The organism is Rhodococcus sp. Leaf278 (assembly GCF_001426085.1).
Lineage (GTDB): Bacteria > Actinomycetota > Actinomycetes > Mycobacteriales > Mycobacteriaceae > Rhodococcoides.
In genome coordinates, this window is the sequence record NZ_LMRR01000005.1 from 13,964 (window position 1) to 34,156 (window position 20,193).

Consider the following 20,193-nt stretch of genomic DNA (forward strand, 5'->3'; position numbering starts at 1 on the left):
GGTAGGTTGAGCTGTATTAGTAGTTGCAGAGTCAACTACCCAGCCGAAAGGGAAGCCATGCCCGCAGTGACGGTCGACAACATCCTCGCGTTGCCCCGAATCCCCATGCCCGACGCCACCGCCGTCCCCCGGCCGGTCCGGTCCGTCACGACGGCCCCGACCGGGTACGAAGGCGAGGGCTTTCCGGTTCGCCGCGCGTTTGCAGGACTGGACATGTCGGCCCTCGACCCGTTCATCCACATGGATCAGATGGGCGAGGTGAACTACGCGCCCGGTGAGCCCAAGGGCACGCCGTGGCATCCGCACCGTGGATTCGAAACCGTGACCTACATGATCGACGGGATCATGGAGCACAAGGACTCTCACGGTGGCGGCGGCATCATCAGCGGTGGCGACACGCAATGGATGACAGCCGGTGGGGGAATTCTGCACATCGAGGCCCCGCCCGAGCATTTGGTTCTCTCCGGCGGGCTGTTTCACGGCGTACAACTGTGGGTCAATCTGCCGCGGGAGAACAAGATGGCGCACCCGCGCTATCAGGACATCACCGGTAGCAAGGTGGCGTTGGCGTCGAGTCCCGACGGCGGTGCGCTCGTTCGCGTCATCGCCGGTGAGATCGCCGGTATGCAGGGCCCGGGTTCGACATACACTCCGATTGCGCTCTCGCACAGTACGATAGCTCCCGGGGCGCAGCTGACCATACCCTGGAACAAGGACTTCAACGCTCTCGTCTATGTGCTCGCGGGCGAGGGCACCGTCGGTGCGGAGAAGCGCCCGATCCGGATGGGGCAGACGGCGTTGTTCGGCCGCGGCGACACCATCGAGATGGCCGCGTCGGCGGTGGGGGAGTCGCTCGAGGTGTTCGTTCTCGGTGGAAAGCCGATTCGGGAGCCCGTTGCCATGGCAGGCCCGTTCGTCATGAACACCAAGTCCGAAGTGCTGCAGGCCTTCGAGGACTACCAGGCCGGACGGCTGGGCGTTCCTGTCGAGTGATCACATGAGCCGTGCAACGATTCGGGGTATGACCGACGCCGAGCCCCGTATTCGCAGAACCCGGTTGTATCGCCGGTTGGTCACCCGTGCCGGCGGTCCACTGACGCCCGCGCGGGCGGCAGCACGGTTGTCCGCCTACGTCTACGGAAACATCCTCATCCTCGCGGCGGTTGCGGCGTCGACGCCCGGCTCGATCGAACACGGAACAGCTGCGGTCCTGGTTCTGGCCACGGCCGGGACGACCTTTCTGGCGCACGTGTTCGCCGATTTCGTGGCCGGTAGTCAGATACCCGAGGCGCACGGAGACGCCACCGACGAGCAACGCAAGTTCAAAGCTTTCGAGGAGCTTCGCGATGCCGTCCCCATCCTGAGTTCCGGAACCGTCCCGGCGCTGATGCTGGCGCTCGGCTGGTTGTCGGTGCTCCCGGCGCAGTGGGCGGAACTGTTGGCCGGTGGTGTCATCGTGGTGCGCATCGCCACGATCCAGATGGTCACCGAGCGAATTCGCGGCAACCGGTTGACCTTCCGTGCATTTCTCGGTGGGCTGGCCACCGCAGCGGTTGCGGCACTGATCGTGCTGGCGAAGGTGTTTCTGGGGCACTAGCTCCCGAACTCGGCGTACAACTCGGGCAGGAAGCCGGCGAGGTGGTTCATCTCCTGTCCGCAGTGCAGCATCAGATCTCGGGCGAGATCGAGCCCGAGCACGAGGTCGGTAGGATCTACCGACGCTCCCCGGCGGACAGCGCACGCGGCCTGCTTCACGTCCGGTACGTGCAACCCGCGCAGGTTCAGGTGGAAGCGGCTGCGCATCTCGGCACCGCCGTCGACGGGTCTGACCTGATGGGCCAGCCACCCCAGATCCACCGGTGCGATGGAGCTTCCCACTCGGCCGAAGACGATCGTCTGATCCGTGGGCACGTCGAAGCCGTGCGCAATCGGATCACGAAAGCCGATGCCCAGTTGCTGCAGTTTGGGGCCGACGTACTCGTCCACGAACGTCGTGTTGCCGACGTATTTGGCCTTGTCGGGTATGTCGAGTGCCGTCCGATCCTCCGCCAGAGCGGCGTACAGGTGGGCATCGGGGTGCCACAGCTTGTAGCGGGCCGCTTCGGTGGAGTGCCATCCGAACCACCAGTCCCACATGGCCGCCGTCACCCGAGGCATCACCGTGCGTACCGCCACGAACGTCACCCCGTCGGCTCGCTGCCCGTACCCGGTCTCGACTCGGGAGTACCCGGTGGGGCCGAGATCGGTTGTGATCGAATCGAATCCGGGTACCGCGTCGGGTGAGAGCGGGGGTGCCGCATAGGCATCGGCCACCGCAGTCGGTGCCGGACTCGTTCGCTCTGCCATGTAGCGGGCGTACGGCCGATCTCGATCGGCGTCTCGATAGCCCGCGTAACGCTCACCGCAGTCGTCCGCAGATCCGACCGTCGGTGCTGCGGCCGCCCTCGATGCAGTCCCGAGGACGGTCGCGGTCACCGCCGCTGCGGCCCCCAGGACGACCTGACGCCGTGTCGGCTTTCGTATCATGTGTTCCCCCATGCTCAACTTCCGTTGAGGATATGGCGTGGTCTCCGGGAGTGTCAACGACCTGGCCAGTACACTGCGCGGTATGAGTCCTGCCACGCCCAAGGACGACGCATCCAGAGTGCGGCGGCGCGACGAGATCGCGACAGCCGCGATCGAAGTGCTGGCCACCAAAGGCTTTCGTGGGCTGACGCATCGGGCCGTGGACGAAGCGGCCGGACTCGGCCCGGGGTCGGTCAACTATCACGCGCCCACTCGAAGTCGCCTGCTGCACCTGGCGTTGGGGCAACTGTTCGCCCGCGACTTCGAGATTGCCGGGGCGACGTTCGGAAGTCTGGTCGACGCCAAACCCCTCACGGTCGACGTCGTGGTGAGCCGAATCGTGGACTTCATCCAAGCGATGACGACGGGCGACGCAGCCAAACGGGTCATCGCCCGGAGCATCATGCTCGGTGAGGCTCAGCATGATCACGAGGTCAGAGAACTCTTCGACACTCAGCGCGGCGCATTCGTGACCTACACACAATGGATCGTCGCCTCGCTCGACTCCGAGGATCCGCAGGCGGAAGCCGAGACGCTGGTCGTCATGATCGAGGGCCTGATTCAGCGGCAGGTACTGATCGGATCACGCCTGCCCCGGTCGTTGGTGGAGCAGATGCTGCGCACAGTCGTGGCAACCTCACCGATCGTCGCGGATTAGCGGAGCAGGGGCGTCAGCCCAGCAGTGAATTACGCTCGGTGTGGGTGAACGTGAAGATCGTCGCACCGAAGCTGATCAATGCCGTGAGAAGCAGTACCTGCGGTCCGGTGATGACAACGCCGATGAAAGCGCCGACGACCCCGCCCAGTGCGAACGAACCGAGAAGCGCTGTGTAGCTGAGCCAGTCGTAATGGGTTCCACCACCGAACAGATGGCGCTCGATACCTTGGCCGAGTTTGACCAACGTTCCGGTGACGTAGCTGAGGGGAATGTACGTCTCTTCCTTCTTCGTGAACGCGGTGTTGAGAGCGCCGAGTGCGAAGGCCACCAACAGAATCGGGTAGAAGTTCACGTTCGCGGAAGACCAACCGGAGATCGCAATGTCGATCGTCCCTGCTGCCGCGAGTGCAATGGTGGTCAGCACCGTTGCTCCGTGCGGATGATTCGACCAGTAGCGCCGCCGGCAGATCGACGAGATCACCACACCCGCAAGAAACGACCCCATGAGGGCCAGCGCTGCCCACGGCGAAGCGCCCGGTGCAACCTCCTTGCCCTCCGGGTGTCCGAAGTGGCCGACGACCGCACGCTCGGTGTTCCCGGTCATGAACGTCACGAAATAGCCGGCGGAATGCAGGAACGCCACTGCGCCCACCATTCCCGCGAGTCCGGACAGGATCCAGGACAGACGAGCTTCGGCACCGATGGCTGTGTCGCGGCTGATCGACAGGGGTGAGGTCATGACTCGATTGTCCGGACCTCAGAGGAGGCGGCAACTCTTTGAGTCGTCGGTCACATAACCGACGCGTTCTCCGCATTCGCGATCATTCCGCGGTGCATCACCCTGTTTCCCACTACGCCGCTGTGATCGGCCCGATGCATCACACATCGGTTGTCCCACATGACCAGATCACCGGGAGCCCATGCGTGCTGCAGTACGTTCTCCGCTCGAGTGGAGTGCTCGAAAAGGTACCGTATGGTCTCGCGCGTCTGCTCGGAGTTCATTCCGCTGATCGCGACACATCGGGCGGGTGCCGAGAGAGCCAGGGCGGTGCGGCCGGACAGCGGATGGACTGCGAACAAGGGATGTTCGGCGGAGGAATCGGTGTCCGACGCCACCCCGGTCACCCGATGTGTCACCGTGCGTCCCGCCAGGTCCTCTTTCATTGCCGCAGGCAGCGTCTCGTACGCCGAGTACTGGTCGCTGAACTGCGTGCTGCCGCCGGCCGCCGGTACGGACACCGCCCGTAATGCCGTGTACGCGGGCGGATTCGGCACGTACGTCGTATCCACGTGGAACGTCGACTTCGGCGGCGTGGTGCGGCCGACGTTGCTCACGACGTTCAGGTCGGGAAATCCCGGGACCGGAGTCTCGCCCTCGGTGAACATCATCTCGCCGAACCGACGCAGAAACGCCAGGAAACGCTCGTCGTCCAGGGCCTGTTCTCGCAGTATCAGCACACCGTGTTCGGCCAGCTGCGTGCGTAATTCGTCCACCGAGGCCGAGGCGAGGTCCAGACCGCGGATTTCAATTCCCAACGTCATGACGCCAACTCCTTGTTCGATAGTTCCGCGACCGACTTCGCGAACAAGCGGTCGATCGGGATGTCCGCTGCCGCAGCCATCACCGCGAGCACACTCGAAGGCGAGTACGAGCAGTAGAGACCGGCCTCGAGGAACCATGGTTCCCCGTCGGGGTCGATGCGAAAGTCGAACAGCCCGTAGTGCCGGCACCCCAGCGACCGATAGCATGATCGTGCTGCCGCCCACACCTTCTCGGTGATCGGATCCGAGGAGTCGACAATCCATGCCTTGGTCTGCTGCTTCGCGACCAGGTACAGATCTCCGTCCTCGGTTCGATTCAACTTGTCGGCACTCGTCCGCACGGAGTCGACGGCGTACTCCTCCAGGGGCAGGCACACCAGCTCACCGTCCATCGCGATGATGCCGCACCGAACCTCGCGCCCGAGTGGAACATACGATTCGACCAGTGCAGCAGACGAATACGCCAGCGCCTCGTCGATTGCGGAGATCAACGAGTCTTCGTCCTCCACGAGCGTGACGCCCATCGAATTGTCGGAGTCGACGGGCTTGACGACGACAGGCAATTCGAGATCGACGGTCCCGCCACTGTGCACCACCGTGCCGGCCGGGACGGCGACTCCGGCGGCGGCGACGACGGCACGGGCCAGTGCCTTGTCGGCCGTCATGGCCATGACGGCCGGTATGTTACCCACATATGGCACATCCATCAGATCGAACAGGCTGCGGTAAGTCGTCATACCGGGTAAGCAGAACATCTGCGGCACCATGACGTCGAAGTGCCACGTAGACATGACCTCCACTGCCTGAGCCAGGGGTACCTGTTGCGCCGCAGCCACACTGGCAGCGTCGATACCGTCGGGAAAACTCCACATCCCGCCGGGGGAGACGAACGCGATCACCAGCTGGTACGCGGGATCGTTACCGATCGCCTCGAGAAAGCCGCCTGCATACACCCGAGACAGATCGCAGTGGAACTCATCCACCGAGGATCCTACGAGCACCAGCACCGACAGTGCCATCAGTCGCCTCCGTTCTCCACGAGCTTGCCGATGTTGAAGTCGATACGAGACCAGCCGCGGCGCGCGGCGAGATTGCGCAGCAGTAGCGACGGGATCTGCAGGTGGTGCACCAGCAGGTAGGGCAGCGGATCCCACCCCGTGAGGATGGCGTCCTTGCCTCGAAAGATGGTGCGCAGCCGTGATACTCGATTGCCCTCGGTGATCAACCGCCACAGTTCGTGGTAGATCCAGTACGTCGGCCGGGCCGTCGGACGCGGCACGGTCATCGGATGACCGTCGTCGAGGTATGCGGCAGCCAGTTCGGGGTGGTCGTAGAACATGGTGATCGCCGAGTGGGTACGCGGGTTGCATTCGATGGCGTAGATCTGGCCGTCGGCAGCGGACTCGATGAAGTCGAACGACAGCTGCCCGGTGGTGTCGAGCGAAGAGACGAATGTGTGCACCCAGCTCAGGATTTCGGGTTTGTCCACCATCTCGTAGTTGACCTGGAACGCCGACGAGACGCAGCAGCCGTAGACCTGCAGGCGACCCTCGCGCACAGTGCCGTGCGTGCAGTACTCCTGTCCGGCGATGAATTCCTGCAGAATCCACGGATCGTCCTCGGTGATGTGCAGGCTTCGGGCGAACGAAGAGTTACGCTCCGGCGTGTGCGCCGTCAACCGCGTCAGATCCATTCGGCCGACCGGGTTGTACGAGATTCGCTTGAGGATGTACTCACGACCCGGCTCGAACTCGAACTCGTCGATCTGGGTCGGGTCGGTGATGCGCCTGAAGTCGGGAACCCGTAGCCCCAATGACGCTGCGTGCTCGGAGAATCGGGACTTGTCGTCCACCATCCGCACGGTATCGGCGTCACCGTGGATCACCTCGCAGTGCGCGTCGAGAATCGCACGTGCGTCCGCATCGTGAATGCTCGCGGCCGGGCTGGCCACAGGCACGAAGACATCGACCCCCTCGCGACGAACGATGTCCAGCAGAGCCTGCGCGTATCCCGGATCTCCCGGATCGGGTATGCAATGGAAGCGGTCGACGGCGCGCGAGAAGCGATGTCCGGTCCATCGGTACTTCGCGGATTCCACCAGGATCACTCGATGCCCGGCAAGATGAAAGGACCGTGCGAGTTGCAGGGCCTTGGTCATCTTTCCGCCGCTGATCAGAACGGTTCGCGGTGCAGGAGTTCGATGTGTGGCGGGCCTGGTACCACGCAGAGCGGCCACCCCCACCACCGCAAGATCGACGGGGAGGGTGGCCGTCAGGCCGATCAGTGCTGCGACGGTACGGATCATGTGCGCCGGATCAGCGTCACGCCGTCGCGCAGTGGGATCAGAACCTGTTGCACACGAGGGTCGTTGGCGACGTAGTCGTTGAATTCGGCGATGGCCCGGCCGTTCTCGTTCGGCTGCGCCGCGTAGGGCTGCCCTTGAAGCAGGGTGTTGTCGACGGCGATCACGGCACCGTCGGAGAGCAGATCGCTCTCGAGCAGATACTCCACGTACTCGCGGTATCCAGTCTTGTCGGCGTCGATGAACACCAGGTCGAAGGTGCCGTCGAGCCTGCGAAGAGTGTCGAGCGCGGGACCTACCTGCACCGTGATGGCTGATCCTGCAGTCGACTCCGCGAAGCACGACTGCGCGAACTCGGCCACGTACGGGTCGACCTCGCACGCGACGACCTCGCCGCCGGCAGGCAGCGCCTCGGCCATGGCAAGCGCCGAGTACCCGGTGAACATACCGATCTCGAGCACCCGCGTCGCCCGGGTCATGAGTACGAGAAACGCCAGGAAGCGTCCCTCCACATGGCCGGAGAGCATTTCCATCTCCAGGGGCCCGGAACCGGAGACCACGTCACGTGATCTCCAGTCCGCCGAGCGGGTCCGCGACGCCAACGTGGCCAATGCCGCAGATTCGGAGGTGGTGCAGGTATCGAGGTACGGGTCGAGTCCCGCCGCGAGATCGCGGGCCCGATGAACACGGGTGATCAATGCGTCGGTCACCCCGGCGTCGGAATCGAGCAGCGCAGCTATCTCGCCGAGCTCGCGCGCCAGAATGGTCGTCGGGGTGACCGGTCGCGGTTCTACCGTCACTGTGTCGGTGCGGTGAACATGTCCAGGCCCTCGCCGGCGCGGGGGAAGTCGAGGCAGATCTTCTTGTGCAGTGTCAGCACATCCGCCAGCTCGTTCGCGTCGAGATCGTTGAGGAACGTGCAGGTGCCGATCGGGTCGGGTACTGCGGCGCGCAGGATACCGTCGCGGGTCTTGAGGATCGATGCCGTTGCCTCGGAGAGCAATTCAGGGGTGAGGTACGGGCTGTCGAGTGCCAGTCCGATGCTGCTCATGACTCCCAGCACCCGATCACGATCGGCAGTGGACAAATGGCCCCTCTGCTCGGCGACGGTCGTCGACAGTGCCATGTCGATGTTGATGGCGTGGCCGTGGAAGAACGGAGCGGGCGGCGTCAGCTCGAGCGTCGGGCTCCAGGTGTGGCCGAAGGCGATGACGCGATCGAGGTCGATCTCGTGGAGATTGGGGGCCTCGAGCTCGAGCATCGTCGCGATGGCCGAGTACGTCAATCGATCTGCCACCGAACGCAATTCGGGCGTCCCGTCGAGGTGGCCGAAGCGAGTACGCAGCAGTTCGGGGCCGTACTGCTCCAGCATCTCGAAGATCTCCAGGTTGCCGACGACGGAGATCTTGATCAGCTCGGCCATACCGTTGCGAACCTGGTCCTCGGGCAGTGTGCCGAGGAACGAGAAGTCGAGCAGCACCTTCTGCGATGCGTGATACGCACCCAGGCGGTTCTTGTGCTTGCCGTAGTTCACGGCAACCTTGATCGACACGCTTGCGTCGATCAGGCCGATCAGCGTCGTGGGAATGCGGATGTACGGGGTGTTGCGTCGGTAGCTGGCGCACGCGAAACCTGCTACGTCGGTGGTCAATCCACCACCGACCACCAGGACCGGCTCGGTACGGACCAAGCCGTAGGCGTCGAATTCACCGACGATGCGCTCGAAGGTCTCGAGCGACTTCGCGGTTTCTCTGATCTGTACCGGGACCACGGTCAGCGCGATGTCGTGATGGTCGAAGTACGCGTGGATGCGGTCGCCGTAGATCTCGTGAACCGATTCGTCGACGACCATCAGCGCGCGTCCGTACGGACGGTAACTGTCGGCCAGTTCGGTGTTCTCGAGGGCGAAGACACCGTCGACGTAGATCAGGTCGTACTCGATTCGCTCGTATCCCTCGACACGAAAAGACCTGTCCCCGGCAACGACCTGGGCCTGAAGATTGCTCACAATTACTCCTGGGTTGATGAAGGGTCAGGCTGAGATCAGAGCGCGGACGCGCTCGGGATCGAGGGCCTCGACGGTATCGGTGGCCGAGCCGAACTCGGTGCCTGCAGTGTTCTCGTTCGGGAATGCGACGCACGTGATGCCCGCTGCCGTTGCCGCCTGCACGCCGCCGGCGTTGTCCTCGATGGCCACACTGTCGGATGCGTTCTCGCCCAGCGTCTTCAGCGCGAACTCGTAGGACGCGGGATCGGGCTTGCCCGAGTCGACCGAGGACGCGTCGACGATGACGTCGAACGAGTCGGCGGTGAGCTCAGGGCTCAGGGCCGCCAGCAATGCGTCGATGTTGTCGCGGGATGTGGTGGTCACGAAGCCCACCTTCATGCCGTTCGCCTTCGCGGAGTCGATCGTATCGGCAACACCGGGGCGGGTTTTCACGTCGGATTCGCCGATCAGCCGTTGGAAGATCTCCGATTTGGTGGCGTGTACCGCGGCGGCGTCGACCTCGGTGCCCGTGTCGGATGCGTACTCGCTGATGCGGTCGGCACCACCGTTGGACCCGAGCATGGAACGGTAGTCCTCACGAGACCAGTTCCAGTTCAGATCGTGAGCTGCGAATGCCTCGTTGAACGAGCGACGTTGCAGTTCGGACGTGTCGACGAGCGTGCTGATCGAACCGAACAGAATTGCGGACATGAGTGCCTTTCGGGGCGAGAGACCTTGTACCAGTCAATGTCTCGCGCATGCGCGATGGGTGAGTTGGTTCGGGGGGTATGCCCCATCGGCACCGAAAGGGAAACCTTCGAATTTTCTACGGTGTGGTGGGCGCTCCATGTCGATGCGTGGGTGCGGCCAGCACCGTCGGTGTCGATCGTCCGCGCAGTGTGACCGACTCACCTGTTGTCCAGTGCTTCCTCTCGTCCGCGGTTGCGTGCTCGAGCACGATCGAGGACGTGAGCACATCGGTGTCGGGGTCGTCCTTGGCGAGATCGGTGAGCCGGGCCGCCTGATTCACGGTGTCGCCGATGACGGTGTACTCGAAGCGCGATTCGGCCCCGATGTTGCCCGCGATGACCGGGCCGTACGTCACCCCGATGCCGATCTCGAAGCCGCCGCCGGAAGCGAGAGCGACGGCCAGAGTGCGCGCGGTGCGGAGTGCTGCTGTGGCCGGATCGGGGTGATCGACCGGAGCGCCGAAGATCAGCAATGCGGCGTCACCCTCGAACTTGTTGACGAAGCCGCCGTGTCGTTCGCCGTGTTCGACCACCACCGCGAAGAACCGATTGAGAAGGTCGACCACTGCCTCCGCGGATTCTCGCTCGGCCATGGCCGTCGAACCCACCAGGTCGATGAACAGCACCGCGACCGTCCGGTTCTCGCCGCCGAGGCGGGGAGCACTCGCCAGTGCCCGTTGCGCCACGTCGTGGCCCACGTGTCTGCCGAACAGAGAACGCAGTCGCTCGCGCTCGTCGAGACCGACCACCATCTTGTTGAACCCGTTCTGCAATCGGCCGATCTCGGACGCGTCGTAGACGTCGACGCGGGTGTCCGTCGCCCCGGCCTCCACCCGTTGCATGGCGCTACTGACCTGCTGTAGCGGGTCCGACACGGAACGGCCCACCAGAAACATGCCGCCGAATCCGACGACCAAGGCGATCGCGGACAGCGACACCATCGCGGGAGACAGGTCGACGTCGGGTGGGATGACGGTGTCGATCAGTCTGCCGAGTCCGATGAGACCGAGACCCAGGATGGGGATGGCCGTGCTCAGTACCCAGATGAGGACCACGCGTAGCTTCACGCCGAGAGCAACCGTGTCGGTGACCTCGCTGACGTCCATCACCGCGGCGGTGATCGGTCGAAGCGTTCGTTCGGCGACCAGATAGCCCAACGAGCAGGTCGCCAATCCGCCGAAGCTCACGGCGATCGCGACGATGATCGACAATGCTGCGCCGGCCGACGCATTGACCGCGACGAACACGGCGACGCCGAGGGCCCACAACAGAACGTGAACACCGAGCTGACGTAGAGGCAGTCGCACGACGGCGATCGCGGTGTCGTCCGACGGCGTTCCGCCGTTGTGCAGCCACAGTACGAGCGGTTTCGCGACGCGCAGCCCGAGGGCGATCCCGATACCGATCGCGACCGGCAGATAGACGAAGAACGCGAGGTAGTTCCGATTCGACAGGATCTCTTCGGATCCGACCGGCAACGGCAGGATGAAGCGCGCCAACACGAACACGATGACCGCCCCGATGGCGTTGGCCGACACCATGCCCGCCGCGTACAGCCGCATCGGGGTGCGGCCGAGAGCGGACCGTAGAGCTGCGATCACCGGTGAATCTCCGTTCTGTGGTCGCTCGAACTCTAGGTGCCCGAAAAAAAGAAATCGAGGAGATTCGGCACGAGTGACTATCTGTGTCGGCAAGTACCTGGTAATCTTCGTAACAGTTAATCACTCCTGTTCGACGATGAAAGGAACGACGGCGATGACCAGCACACTCTCCAGGAACGACGTTCTCGAGCCCGAGGATGTTTCGGCGCGTTTGCTCGACTCTGCCGCCCAGCTTTCGTACGACCCGGCCGAGGAGGTCGACTGGGAGGCCGATCTCGATCCCGCCCTCTACGGCCTCAATCCGGAGTGGAGCACCCTCTACGGCACGAAGCTGTGGGACGAGATGAGCGAGGAACAGCGCATCACGCTCACGCGTCACGAGGTCTGCTCGATCATGAGCACCGGCATCTGGTTCGAGATGATCCTGCAGCAGATGGTTCTTCGCGATCAGTACTGCAAGGACTCGTCGAACTCGGACTTCCAGTTCGCGCTCACCGAGATCGCCGACGAGTGCCGTCACTCGATCATGTTCGCTCGCGCGTGCCAGAAGATGGGCATCAAGGCATACCTGCCGCGCCGTTCGAGCATCGAACTCGGCCGTGGCTTCAAGGCTCTCGCGTCCGCCGAGGTCGCCTACGGCGGCATCCTCGTCGCCGAAGAGGTTCTCGACGTCATGCAGCGTGACTGGATGCGCGGCGAGAACGTGCTGCCGCTCGTGCGCACCACCAGCAAGATCCACGTCGTCGAGGAATCGCGACACATGACCTTTGCCCGTGCACAGATGCGCGAGGACATCGCGGGGAAGAGCCCGGCTCGACGCAAGACCAGTGCTCTCGTCGTCGCTATCGCCGCTCGCCTGATCGTGTCCAACATGGTCAACAAAGAGGTGTACGCAGCCGCAGGCCTCGACGTCGACCGCGCGGTGAAGGAAGCCAAGAACAACGCCCACCACCACACGATGATGCGCACCTCGAGCGAGCATCTGATGGCATTCCTTCTCGATTGCGGATTGATCACCAAGCCGGCCGAGATGATCTACCGTCGTCTGCACATGCTCTGACCACTCTTTTCGAGGCCGTGAAGGACATTCGATAACCCATGCCGTTCGCGATCACGCAGAACTGTTGCAACGACGCATCCTGCCTGTCGGTGTGCCCGGTCAACTGCATTCATCCGACGCCCGACGAGCCGGATTTCGGTAAGACCGAGCTGCTCTACATCGATCCGCGATCGTGCATCGACTGCGGGGCCTGCGCCGACGCGTGTCCGGTGGACGCGATCACGCGAGTGTCCCGCCTGACACCGGACCAGCAGATCTACGCCGACATCAACGCCGACTACTACCGGGACAAGCCGGCGGTTGCGGAGTGGGGTGAACCGCGTTTTCCGGTGGCAACGGTCAACGAGCTGCCGCCGGTCAGCATTGCGATCGTCGGGACCGGGCCGGCCGCCTGCTACACGGCGCAAGCCCTGCTGCGCGTACCCGGAACCACGATCACGTTCTACGACCGACTGCCGACGGCCGGCGGTCTCGCGCGCTACGGCGTCGCACCCGATCACCTCGGCACCCGACGTATCAGCGAGCACTTCCGGGGAATCTTCGCCCATCCACGCGTGACCATGAAGCTCGGCGTCGAGGTCGGTAAGGACGTCGATCACGTGGAGTTGGCTCGGAAGTTCGACTCCGTCGTCTATGCGGTCGGTGCCGACAAGGACCGAGCGCTCGACATCCCCGGCATAGATCTCGACAATTCCGTCAGCGCGCGCACCTTGGTCGGCTGGTACACCGGGCATCCCGATGTTCCCGCGGACGCCATCTCTCTCGCCGGCGTGGATCGAGTGACCATCATCGGAAACGGCAACGTCGCGCTGGATGCGGCCCGCATCCTCACCGCCGACCCCGATCGTCTGGACGGTACCGAGATCGCCCCGCACGCTCTGGCCGAACTGCGTCGACACCGCGTCACCGAGGTCGTTGTTCTCGCCCGTCGCGGCCCCGAGTTCGCGGCCTTCACCCGTTCCGAGTGCAAGGCACTGGTCGATCGCCCGGACGTCGACGTCGTGGTGGCCGGACCGGACGGAATTGTCGAGGCCATCGATCGCCTGCCGCTCTCGTCCTCGGCCTCTGCGCTGGCAGGAGCTCAGCGCGTCGATCTCGGCTCTCGCGCGCCAGGGCGTCGCATCGTTTTCGCGTTCGGGCGCGCACCATCTGCCCTGCACGGCAGCGGCTCGGTGGAGTCCATCGAGGTCGGCGTCGGTGACGCCGCCGTCGAACTGTCCACCGAGTTGGTACTGCTCGCCATCGGTTATCGCGGAACTCCGTCGCCGGGCGTTCCGTTCGACGACATCACCGGCACCATTCGCAACGACGGCGGCCGGATCACCGCTGCCGACGGCACTCCGGTTCCGGGTAGCTACGTGGTCGGCTGGGCAAAACGGGGTGCCACGGGCGGCATCGGCGACAACAAGATCGACGCCGAGGAAACGGCCGAGGCCTTGCTCGCCGACGTTCCCACCCGGGGGCCGGCGCGACCGGTCGGCTGGTACGGCAAGGTGAGCGCCGCTCTCGGTGATCGAGTCTCGCGGGCCCGCTGACCGGCGGTAACTCCCCGTTCTGTTCACATTGTGTAGCAGTCTGATTCGAGTCTGCGCGATTCGTACGCACGGCGAGCTTCTCGGAGTTACCGTTGAGTATGGCTGAACGGGGGGCCAAGCCCCAGGTTTCATTTGTAAGACGGACGATGCTGCGCGCAGTCCGATCATTGTTCAATCCGCTCCGGCCTGACGACTACTTGTCGATGATCAATCCGCTGTGGACAACTCGCGAACTTCGGGGGAAGGTCGAACGGGTGGTTCCCGAAGGTTCGGAAGCCGTCTCGGTGTACATCCGTCCTGGTTTCGAGTGGCAGGGCCACACGCCCGGGCAGTACGTCCGACTCGGAGTGCTGATCGACGGTCGGTACCACTGGCGGGCATATTCGCTGACATCCGATCCCGATCCTGTGGACGGTCTGGTGAGCGTCAGCCCCAAGCTGGTGCCGTCGGGCACGGTCTCGCCGTATCTGGTGGGTGCCATCAGAACCGGTGACATCGTGCGCCTCAGCGAGGTGGAGGGTGAATTCACTCTGCCGAGCCCCGTACCGGACAAGATGGTGTTCATCAGCGCCGGCAGCGGCATCACGCCGATCATCAGCATGTTGCGCGCCCTCGATCATCACGACCAGGTTCGTGACGTGGTCGTGGTCCACTCGGTGCACGACCGTGAACAGTTGATGTTCGCGGATACGCTCGAGGAATTGGAAGCCAAGCACGACGGGCTGACGGTGAAGCTACGTATCACCAGTGACGAAGGTCGGATGAAGGCCTCGGAACTGGACGAATTGGTCCCGGATTGGCGTAAGCGAGAGTCGTTCTGCTCCGGTCCGGGCGAACATCTGGACGATCTGCGCTCTTACTGGAAGGACCAGGGAGAGTCGGATCGATTCCATTACGAAAGTTTCCAGCCCGTCATCGGCGGTGGAGACGATGCAGGCGAAGGCGGCGTCGTCAAGTTCCTGAACAGCAAGAAGGACGTCGAATGCGATGGCGGCACAACGATTCTCGCAGCAGGCGAGGAAGCCGGACTGGACCTGACGTTCGGTTGTCGCATCGGCATCTGTCATACCTGTGTAGGTACCCTGAAAAAGGGGCGTTTACGTGACCTACGTAACGGGGATATCTCCGAACCTACGGGGCAAGCGGTTCGGATCTGTGTCAACACTGCTGAGGGCGACATCGAAATCGAGCTCTGATCTTCACATCGAACAGGGGAATGTATGTCTATCGACGAAACCACCAGGCGAGTCACCCACACCGATGAGCCGGTGAACCCGCTGGCGCACCTGAGTAACGAGACCATCGCCGAACTCGCCAAGGAATTCGACGCCATCCACGACGAGGTGTACTCCAGCCTCGGCGAGAAGGACCGCAAGTACATCACCTCGGTGATTGCTGCACAGCGTCAGTTGCTGGTTGCCGGCCGCGTGCTGTTGCTCGGCTCCACCAGCAAGCCGGCCTGGCTCGCCGGCACCGCATGCCTCGGAATTGCCAAGATTCTCGAGAACATGGAGATCGGCCACAACGTCATGCACGGCCAGTGGGACTGGATGAACGATCCGGAAATCCACTCGTCGGTGTGGGACTGGGATACCGCGTCCACCGCCAACTCGTGGAAGCACTCCCACAACTACGTGCACCACACGTACACGAACATTCGCGGCAAGGACAAGGATCTCGGTTACGAGATCATGCGGATCGACCCACGTCAGAAGTGGAGTCCCGTCTACCTCGCGCAGCCGTTCTACAACGTGCTGTTGATGGCGTTCTTCGAGTGGGGCGTGGCCCTGCACGATCTCGACATCGAGGCTATCCGTCGTGGAGAGAAGCCGGTCAAGGATCTCGTCGAGGACCTCAAGGGCATCGGCGTCAAGGCACGCAAGCAGTTCGTGAAGGACTACATCGGTTGGCCCCTGATCAGTGCCGGTGCGTTCGCGTTGGCACAGCTGGCGTCGGGCGGTCGTCTGCCGGAAAGCAAGAGATCTCGTCTGGCGTCCAAGCTGCGTGGGTCGGCTCGGTTCGGCAAGAACCGTAAGACCGCGGCGTTGCTGGATTCACGCCTCAGTGGTGTCGAGAGCACGTTCCTCTCGACGGTGGCCGCCAACTTCACCGCCAACATCATTCGCAACGTCTGGTCGAACGCCATCATCTTCTGCGGTCACTTCCCGGACCAGGCCTACACTTTCAGCCAGGAAGAGGTCGAGAACGAGACTCGCGGCGGATGGTACGTCCGTCAGTTGGTCGGAGCCGCGAACATCGATGGTGGTCCACTGTTCCACCTGATGAGTGGCAACCTGAGCTACCAGGTGGAACACCACCTCTACCCGGATATGCCCAGCACTCGGTACTCGGACGTCGCGCCGAAGATCAAGGACATCTGCGAGCGCTACGAATTGCCTTACAACACGGGACCGTTCTTTCAGCAGTGGGGCATGGTCCAGCGGACCATCGCACGGCTGGCGTTCCCGGGCGGCAAGGTTCGACCGAAGCCGGGCCCCTACCGTCCCGAGGAGAGTTGGCGTCGCAAGTTCGCCGAGGGTGCCACCAACGACAGCGAGGCCGCCAAGACTCGCGGTCGCGTTCCCGCCGGCCACCCTGCGGCTGGCCCGGAGCACAACTCCGGTGGCGTCGACGTCCAGCCGCCGCCCCGTGGCGACGACTGAGCTGAGTCGTAGTTCCAGCTGACAAGAACCGCGGCCACCCGACTTCCGGGTGGCCGCGGTTTTCTGTTTGTGTCGGGTTCACGCCATGTCGACATCCTTGGTCTCGATGAGCCTCTTGGTGCAGACCAGGCTCAACACCGACAGTAGAGCCAACATGACGCCGATCGAGATGCTGCCGAACGCGGCCGTGAGCGGCGCCGCGAGCATGGGCGGAATCGCGCCGCCGAGAACACCGGCGAGGTTGTAGCCCAAACCTGCTCCGGTATAACGGAATCGAGTCTGGAACAGCTCCGGGAGGAGAGCGCCGGTCGGTCCGTACGCAACGCCGAAGATCGCGAGCGTCACGCACATACCGATGACGAACGCTTCCGGTGAGCCCGTGTCGAGCAAGGGAAACAGTGCGATCGACCACGGCACCGCGACGATGCACGCCGCCATGATCACTCGACGTCGGCCGACGCGATCGGAGTAGGTCGCCGAGAGCGCGATTGCGACTCCGAATATCACCGCCGCGCCGATCCCGGTGACGAGCACGAACGGGCGGTCGAACCCGAGGGTTTTGGTGCCGTAACTCGTCAGGTACGCGGTCCCCATGTAGAAGAAGGCAAACAGTGACGCCAATGCGCCCGCAGCAGTGATGATTTCGCGCTTCTGGATACGCCACGCGTCGAAGATCGGCAGCTTGGTCGGTGCCGAGCTCGCCTGAGCGTTCTCCTCGGCGAGCTTGTTGGCCCGAAAGACCGGGGTCTCCTCGATCGCCAACCGCATGTAGAGACCGATGAGAACCAGAACGGCGCTGAGCAGGAACGGGATTCGCCAACCGTAGTTCAAGAACGTTTCGTTGGTATCGCCCAACAGCAGTCCCGTTGCGAGGAACGTGGCGCTCGAGAAGATGAAGGCTGCCGAGGGTCCCAGCTGGGGGAACATTGCATAGAAGCCGCGTTTACCGGGAGGTGCGTACTCGGCCGTGAGCAGCGTCGCGCCGGCCCATTCACCGCCGACGGCAAACCCCTGCCCGAATCTGAGCAGCACCAGGATGATCGGCGCGGCCACGCCGATGGTCTCGGCACCGGGCAGCAAACCGATGGCGAAGGTGGACACTCCCATCAACAGCAGCGTCGAGATCAACGTCTTCTTTCGGCCGATACGGTCGCCGAAGTGCCCGAACAGGACTGCGCCGACGGGCCTGGCGATGAACGCGACGGCGAATGTCGCGAACGAAGCCACGGTGCCGGCCGTGCTGCCGAGGGCTGGGAAGAAGATGGTCGGGAAGACCAAAGCGGCAGCGGTGCCGTAGATGAAGAAGTCGTAGAACTCGATCGTCGTGCCGATGCCACTGGCGACGGCGACCCGTCGAACACTGGTCCTGGTCTGCACCGGCGGTCGTGTCGGTGCAGACACACCCGGGTCGTCGGGTGAGACAGCGGTCATGGTTCCTCCGTTTTGTCGGGTATCGGGCGAATGTGCGATACCGAATGCGACGAACGGTAGTGACTCGGGTCACCCTGGGAATACCCCCGAAAGGGGGGACTGGCGGCGGGCTGTCTCGGCGGCCGCGGTGCGGGAGTTCGACGGGCATTCCCACGATTGTCGCTACCTCAGGCGCACCTCAGGGTTCGCCGGTACCGTCTGATCCCAGGGGTGGCAATCGTGTGTCAGCGGTCGAGAATGCGGAGGTGATCGGCGTGTCCTTGGACCACAATCGGGATGTGTTCGACAGTGCCCGGGTGGCTGCGGAGTACGTGGAATACGCCGGCCCCACGGATGGCTTTCTCGATCGAGGGGAAGCGGCAGCGTTGGTCGCCGCGGCCTCGGTTGCTCGCGGAACTCCGGTGCTGGACGTCGGCGTCGGCAGTGGACGAACCACGGCCCTGCTCCGACTCGTGAGCGACCAGTATGTAGCGATCGACTACGCGCCCAACATGATCGATGCATTCCGTCGCAATTTTCCGGACCTGCAGGCGCATGTGGCCGACGCCCGCAGTCTGACGTCCTTCGCCGACGGCGAATTCGGCCTGATCGTGTTCAGCAACAACGGAATCGACACCGTCACCCACGAGGAGCGTGGCCGAGTACTCGCAGAATTTTTCCGACTTCTGGCCAAGCCAGGGGTGCTGGTGTTCTCCACCCTGAACCGCAACGGCCCGTCGTTCGGGGAAAGCCCGTTCCAATTGAGTAGGCCGACAAAACGATTCAGTTTTTCGCCGAATCGAGCTCTGACGGCCGTCGGGCGGAAGCTGCTCGATCCTGCCGGTGTAGTTCGCAGCGTCCGAAATTGGTTGTCGGCCAGATCCCGCGTCGACGATCGTGGATCATGGGCCGTTGCTCCACTCGCTGCCCACGACTTTGCGCCGTTCATGCACTTCACCACGGTGTCCGATGTGCGCTCGCTCGTGACGGACGCTGGGTTCACGATCGAGAAGATCTTTGCCGACGACGGCTCGATCGTGGCAGTCGATGCGGTGACGAGTTCGGCCGACAACTTCACGATCGTCGCGCGCAGATAAGCCGTCAGTTCAGCCGCTCGAGTGCCTCGGTCATCTTCTCCACCGTGTCCGGCGCGACCTTCGCCTCGAAGCCCGCCTTCAGGAACGGGCCGGCAACCTTTGCGGCACCGTTGAACTCGACCTGTGCGTGATAGTCGATCCGCGTCGATCGGCCGCCTTCCGCTGTCAGCGTGATGTCGTCGACGCTGGTGGCCGTCTTGTTCCGGCCCTCGAGCACGATGTGATTCGGCTCGTCGGTGACCAAGGTGTAGGTCAACTCCGTGGTGATACCGAACAGCTTGGACACGTTGTGCCACTGCGTTCCGACGGCGACCGGCCCGTCCGAAATCTGGGTGCAGCTCTGAGTTCCGGGATCCCACGACGGTGCATTGGAAAAGTCGCGAAGAAATGCGGCTGCCTTGTCGATGGGAACAGCGGCGGTGAAGGTGCGGGTGACGTCGACCATGAGAGTTCTTTCCTGTCGTTCGGTGGGGTCAGTCTTCGAGTGGGACGCCGAGGTGTTCTGCGAGCCGGCGCATGGTGCCGACGATCTGGTCCTCGGTCACCCGTGGAAACCCGGCCATTTTCCGGAACTCGGGGTCGGTCACGCGCGACCAGTCGTACACCTGAGTCAGTGCGGTCCGGTCGTCGGCAATCTCTTCGAGTTCCCAGGACCACCGGGTGCCACGAGGTTCCATGCCTCGGCGATTGGGAATCCAACCGATGCGACGGTCCTGCTCGAACACGAACACGGTGTTCTCCATGACGTATTCACCCAGCTCGGGTTGATACATGTCCATCGCGAAGGTGTCGCCCACTGCGCTCAGCGGAGTCGGGTCGATCGCGCCCCACAGCATTTCCGAGCCGTCGACCGCGGCCTGGACCTCGGGGTTGGCGAGCGCGGTGAACACGGAGGCTGGGGGAGCGTCGATCACGCGCCGGACGGTCAACTCGTCGGTCATGGAGCACGCCTCTCAGTTGTTCGTTCCGGCTGCGGAGTTACCCCCGTCCGCGTGGAAAGAAACTCCGATCGCCGTTTTTGCCT

At 63.5% G+C, this 20,193-nt stretch carries 20 protein-coding genes; 8 read left to right on the forward strand and 12 right to left on the reverse strand.

Annotated features, from left to right (window positions below):
* The first annotated feature begins 57 nt into the window (after positions 1 to 57).
* On the forward strand, positions 58 to 993 hold the full coding sequence (locus ASG84_RS06905) for a pirin family protein (protein ID WP_057476273.1): 936 nt from the start codon (positions 58 to 60) through the stop codon (positions 991 to 993).
* Between the two features lie 4 nt (positions 994 to 997).
* Complete coding sequence (locus tag ASG84_RS06910; RefSeq protein WP_235581567.1) at positions 998 to 1,597, forward strand: hypothetical protein; 600 nt, start codon at positions 998 to 1,000, stop codon at positions 1,595 to 1,597.
* On the opposite strand, the gene ASG84_RS06915 is transcribed toward ASG84_RS06910, so the two are convergent.
* On the reverse strand, positions 1,594 to 2,538 hold the full coding sequence (locus ASG84_RS06915) for a DAPG hydrolase family protein (protein WP_057476275.1): 945 nt from the start codon (positions 2,536 to 2,538) through the stop codon (positions 1,594 to 1,596). The genes ASG84_RS06910 and ASG84_RS06915 overlap by 4 nt on opposite strands.
* Positions 2,539 to 2,608: 70 nt before the next feature.
* On the opposite strand from ASG84_RS06915, the gene ASG84_RS06920 reads away from it, so the two are divergent.
* Positions 2,609 to 3,223: a TetR/AcrR family transcriptional regulator gene (locus tag ASG84_RS06920; protein WP_057476276.1), complete on the forward strand. Its 615-nt coding sequence runs from the start codon at positions 2,609 to 2,611 to the stop codon at positions 3,221 to 3,223.
* A 13-nt stretch (positions 3,224 to 3,236) separates the two neighbouring features.
* Here the strand turns inward: ASG84_RS06920 and ASG84_RS06925 are convergent, their stop codons facing one another.
* The 8 genes from ASG84_RS06925 to ASG84_RS06960 form a co-directional block, all read right to left on the reverse strand.
* Positions 3,237 to 3,962 carry a YoaK family protein gene (locus tag ASG84_RS06925; protein WP_057476277.1) on the reverse strand — a complete coding sequence of 242 codons (726 nt, stop codon included), beginning with the start codon at positions 3,960 to 3,962 and terminating at the stop codon, positions 3,237 to 3,239.
* A gap of 50 nt (positions 3,963 to 4,012) precedes the next feature.
* Entirely contained in the window at positions 4,013 to 4,765 is a 753-nt protein-coding gene (locus tag ASG84_RS06930; RefSeq protein WP_057476278.1) for a TauD/TfdA dioxygenase family protein, read from the reverse strand.
* The gene (locus tag ASG84_RS06935) at positions 4,762 to 5,784 is read right to left on the reverse strand and encodes a D-alanine--D-alanine ligase family protein (RefSeq protein ID WP_057476279.1); all 1,023 of its coding nucleotides are present in this window, start codon (positions 5,782 to 5,784) and stop codon (positions 4,762 to 4,764) included. Before ASG84_RS06935 ends, ASG84_RS06930 begins: the two co-directional genes overlap by 4 nt.
* Complete coding sequence (locus tag ASG84_RS06940; RefSeq protein ID WP_057476280.1) at positions 5,784 to 7,070, reverse strand: ATP-grasp enzyme; 1,287 nt, start codon at positions 7,068 to 7,070, stop codon at positions 5,784 to 5,786. The genes ASG84_RS06935 and ASG84_RS06940 overlap by 1 nt, the downstream gene beginning before the upstream one ends.
* Positions 7,067 to 7,867, reverse strand: coding sequence for an O-methyltransferase (locus ASG84_RS06945; protein ID WP_057476281.1), 801 nt, complete (start codon positions 7,865 to 7,867; stop codon positions 7,067 to 7,069). The genes ASG84_RS06940 and ASG84_RS06945 overlap by 4 nt, the downstream gene beginning before the upstream one ends.
* Entirely contained in the window at positions 7,864 to 9,075 is a 1,212-nt protein-coding gene (locus tag ASG84_RS06950; protein ID WP_057476282.1) for a sedoheptulose 7-phosphate cyclase, read from the reverse strand. The genes ASG84_RS06945 and ASG84_RS06950 overlap by 4 nt, the downstream gene beginning before the upstream one ends.
* Positions 9,076 to 9,099: 24 nt before the next feature.
* A complete protein-coding gene (locus tag ASG84_RS06955; protein ID WP_057476283.1) occupies positions 9,100 to 9,765 on the reverse strand; it encodes an HAD family hydrolase in 666 nt (221 codons plus the stop codon).
* Positions 9,766 to 9,880: 115 nt separating this feature from the next.
* Entirely contained in the window at positions 9,881 to 11,404 is a 1,524-nt protein-coding gene (locus ASG84_RS06960) for an adenylate/guanylate cyclase domain-containing protein (RefSeq protein ID WP_057476284.1), read from the reverse strand.
* A gap of 154 nt (positions 11,405 to 11,558) precedes the next feature.
* On the opposite strand from ASG84_RS06960, the gene ASG84_RS06965 reads away from it, so the two are divergent.
* From ASG84_RS06965 to ASG84_RS06980, 4 genes are all read left to right on the forward strand, one after another.
* The gene (locus ASG84_RS06965; protein WP_082520840.1) at positions 11,559 to 12,464 is read left to right on the forward strand and encodes an AurF N-oxygenase family protein; all 906 of its coding nucleotides are present in this window, start codon (positions 11,559 to 11,561) and stop codon (positions 12,462 to 12,464) included.
* Between the two features lie 38 nt (positions 12,465 to 12,502).
* Positions 12,503 to 13,999, forward strand: a complete 1,497-nt coding sequence (locus ASG84_RS06970) for an FAD-dependent oxidoreductase (RefSeq protein ID WP_057476286.1) — start codon at positions 12,503 to 12,505, stop codon at positions 13,997 to 13,999.
* Positions 14,000 to 14,097: 98 nt separating this feature from the next.
* Complete coding sequence (locus tag ASG84_RS06975) at positions 14,098 to 15,195, forward strand: ferredoxin reductase (RefSeq protein WP_057476287.1); 1,098 nt, start codon at positions 14,098 to 14,100, stop codon at positions 15,193 to 15,195.
* Between the two features lie 24 nt (positions 15,196 to 15,219).
* The gene (locus tag ASG84_RS06980; protein WP_057476288.1) at positions 15,220 to 16,662 is read left to right on the forward strand and encodes a fatty acid desaturase family protein; all 1,443 of its coding nucleotides are present in this window, start codon (positions 15,220 to 15,222) and stop codon (positions 16,660 to 16,662) included.
* Between the two features lie 78 nt (positions 16,663 to 16,740).
* Here the strand turns inward: ASG84_RS06980 and ASG84_RS06985 are convergent, their stop codons facing one another.
* Positions 16,741 to 18,093, reverse strand: coding sequence for an MFS transporter (locus ASG84_RS06985; RefSeq protein ID WP_082520842.1), 1,353 nt, complete (start codon positions 18,091 to 18,093; stop codon positions 16,741 to 16,743).
* A 221-nt stretch (positions 18,094 to 18,314) separates the two neighbouring features.
* On the opposite strand from ASG84_RS06985, the gene ASG84_RS06990 reads away from it, so the two are divergent.
* Positions 18,315 to 19,169 (forward strand): class I SAM-dependent methyltransferase, encoded by an 855-nt coding sequence (locus ASG84_RS06990; protein ID WP_235581568.1) that lies wholly within the window; start codon positions 18,315 to 18,317, stop codon positions 19,167 to 19,169.
* Between the two features lie 4 nt (positions 19,170 to 19,173).
* On the opposite strand, the gene ASG84_RS06995 is transcribed toward ASG84_RS06990, so the two are convergent.
* Positions 19,174 to 19,614, reverse strand: coding sequence for an SRPBCC family protein (locus ASG84_RS06995; RefSeq protein ID WP_057476289.1), 441 nt, complete (start codon positions 19,612 to 19,614; stop codon positions 19,174 to 19,176).
* A 28-nt stretch (positions 19,615 to 19,642) separates the two neighbouring features.
* Positions 19,643 to 20,110: an SRPBCC domain-containing protein gene (locus ASG84_RS07000; protein WP_057476290.1), complete on the reverse strand. Its 468-nt coding sequence runs from the start codon at positions 20,108 to 20,110 to the stop codon at positions 19,643 to 19,645.
* Positions 20,111 to 20,193 lie beyond the last annotated feature (83 nt).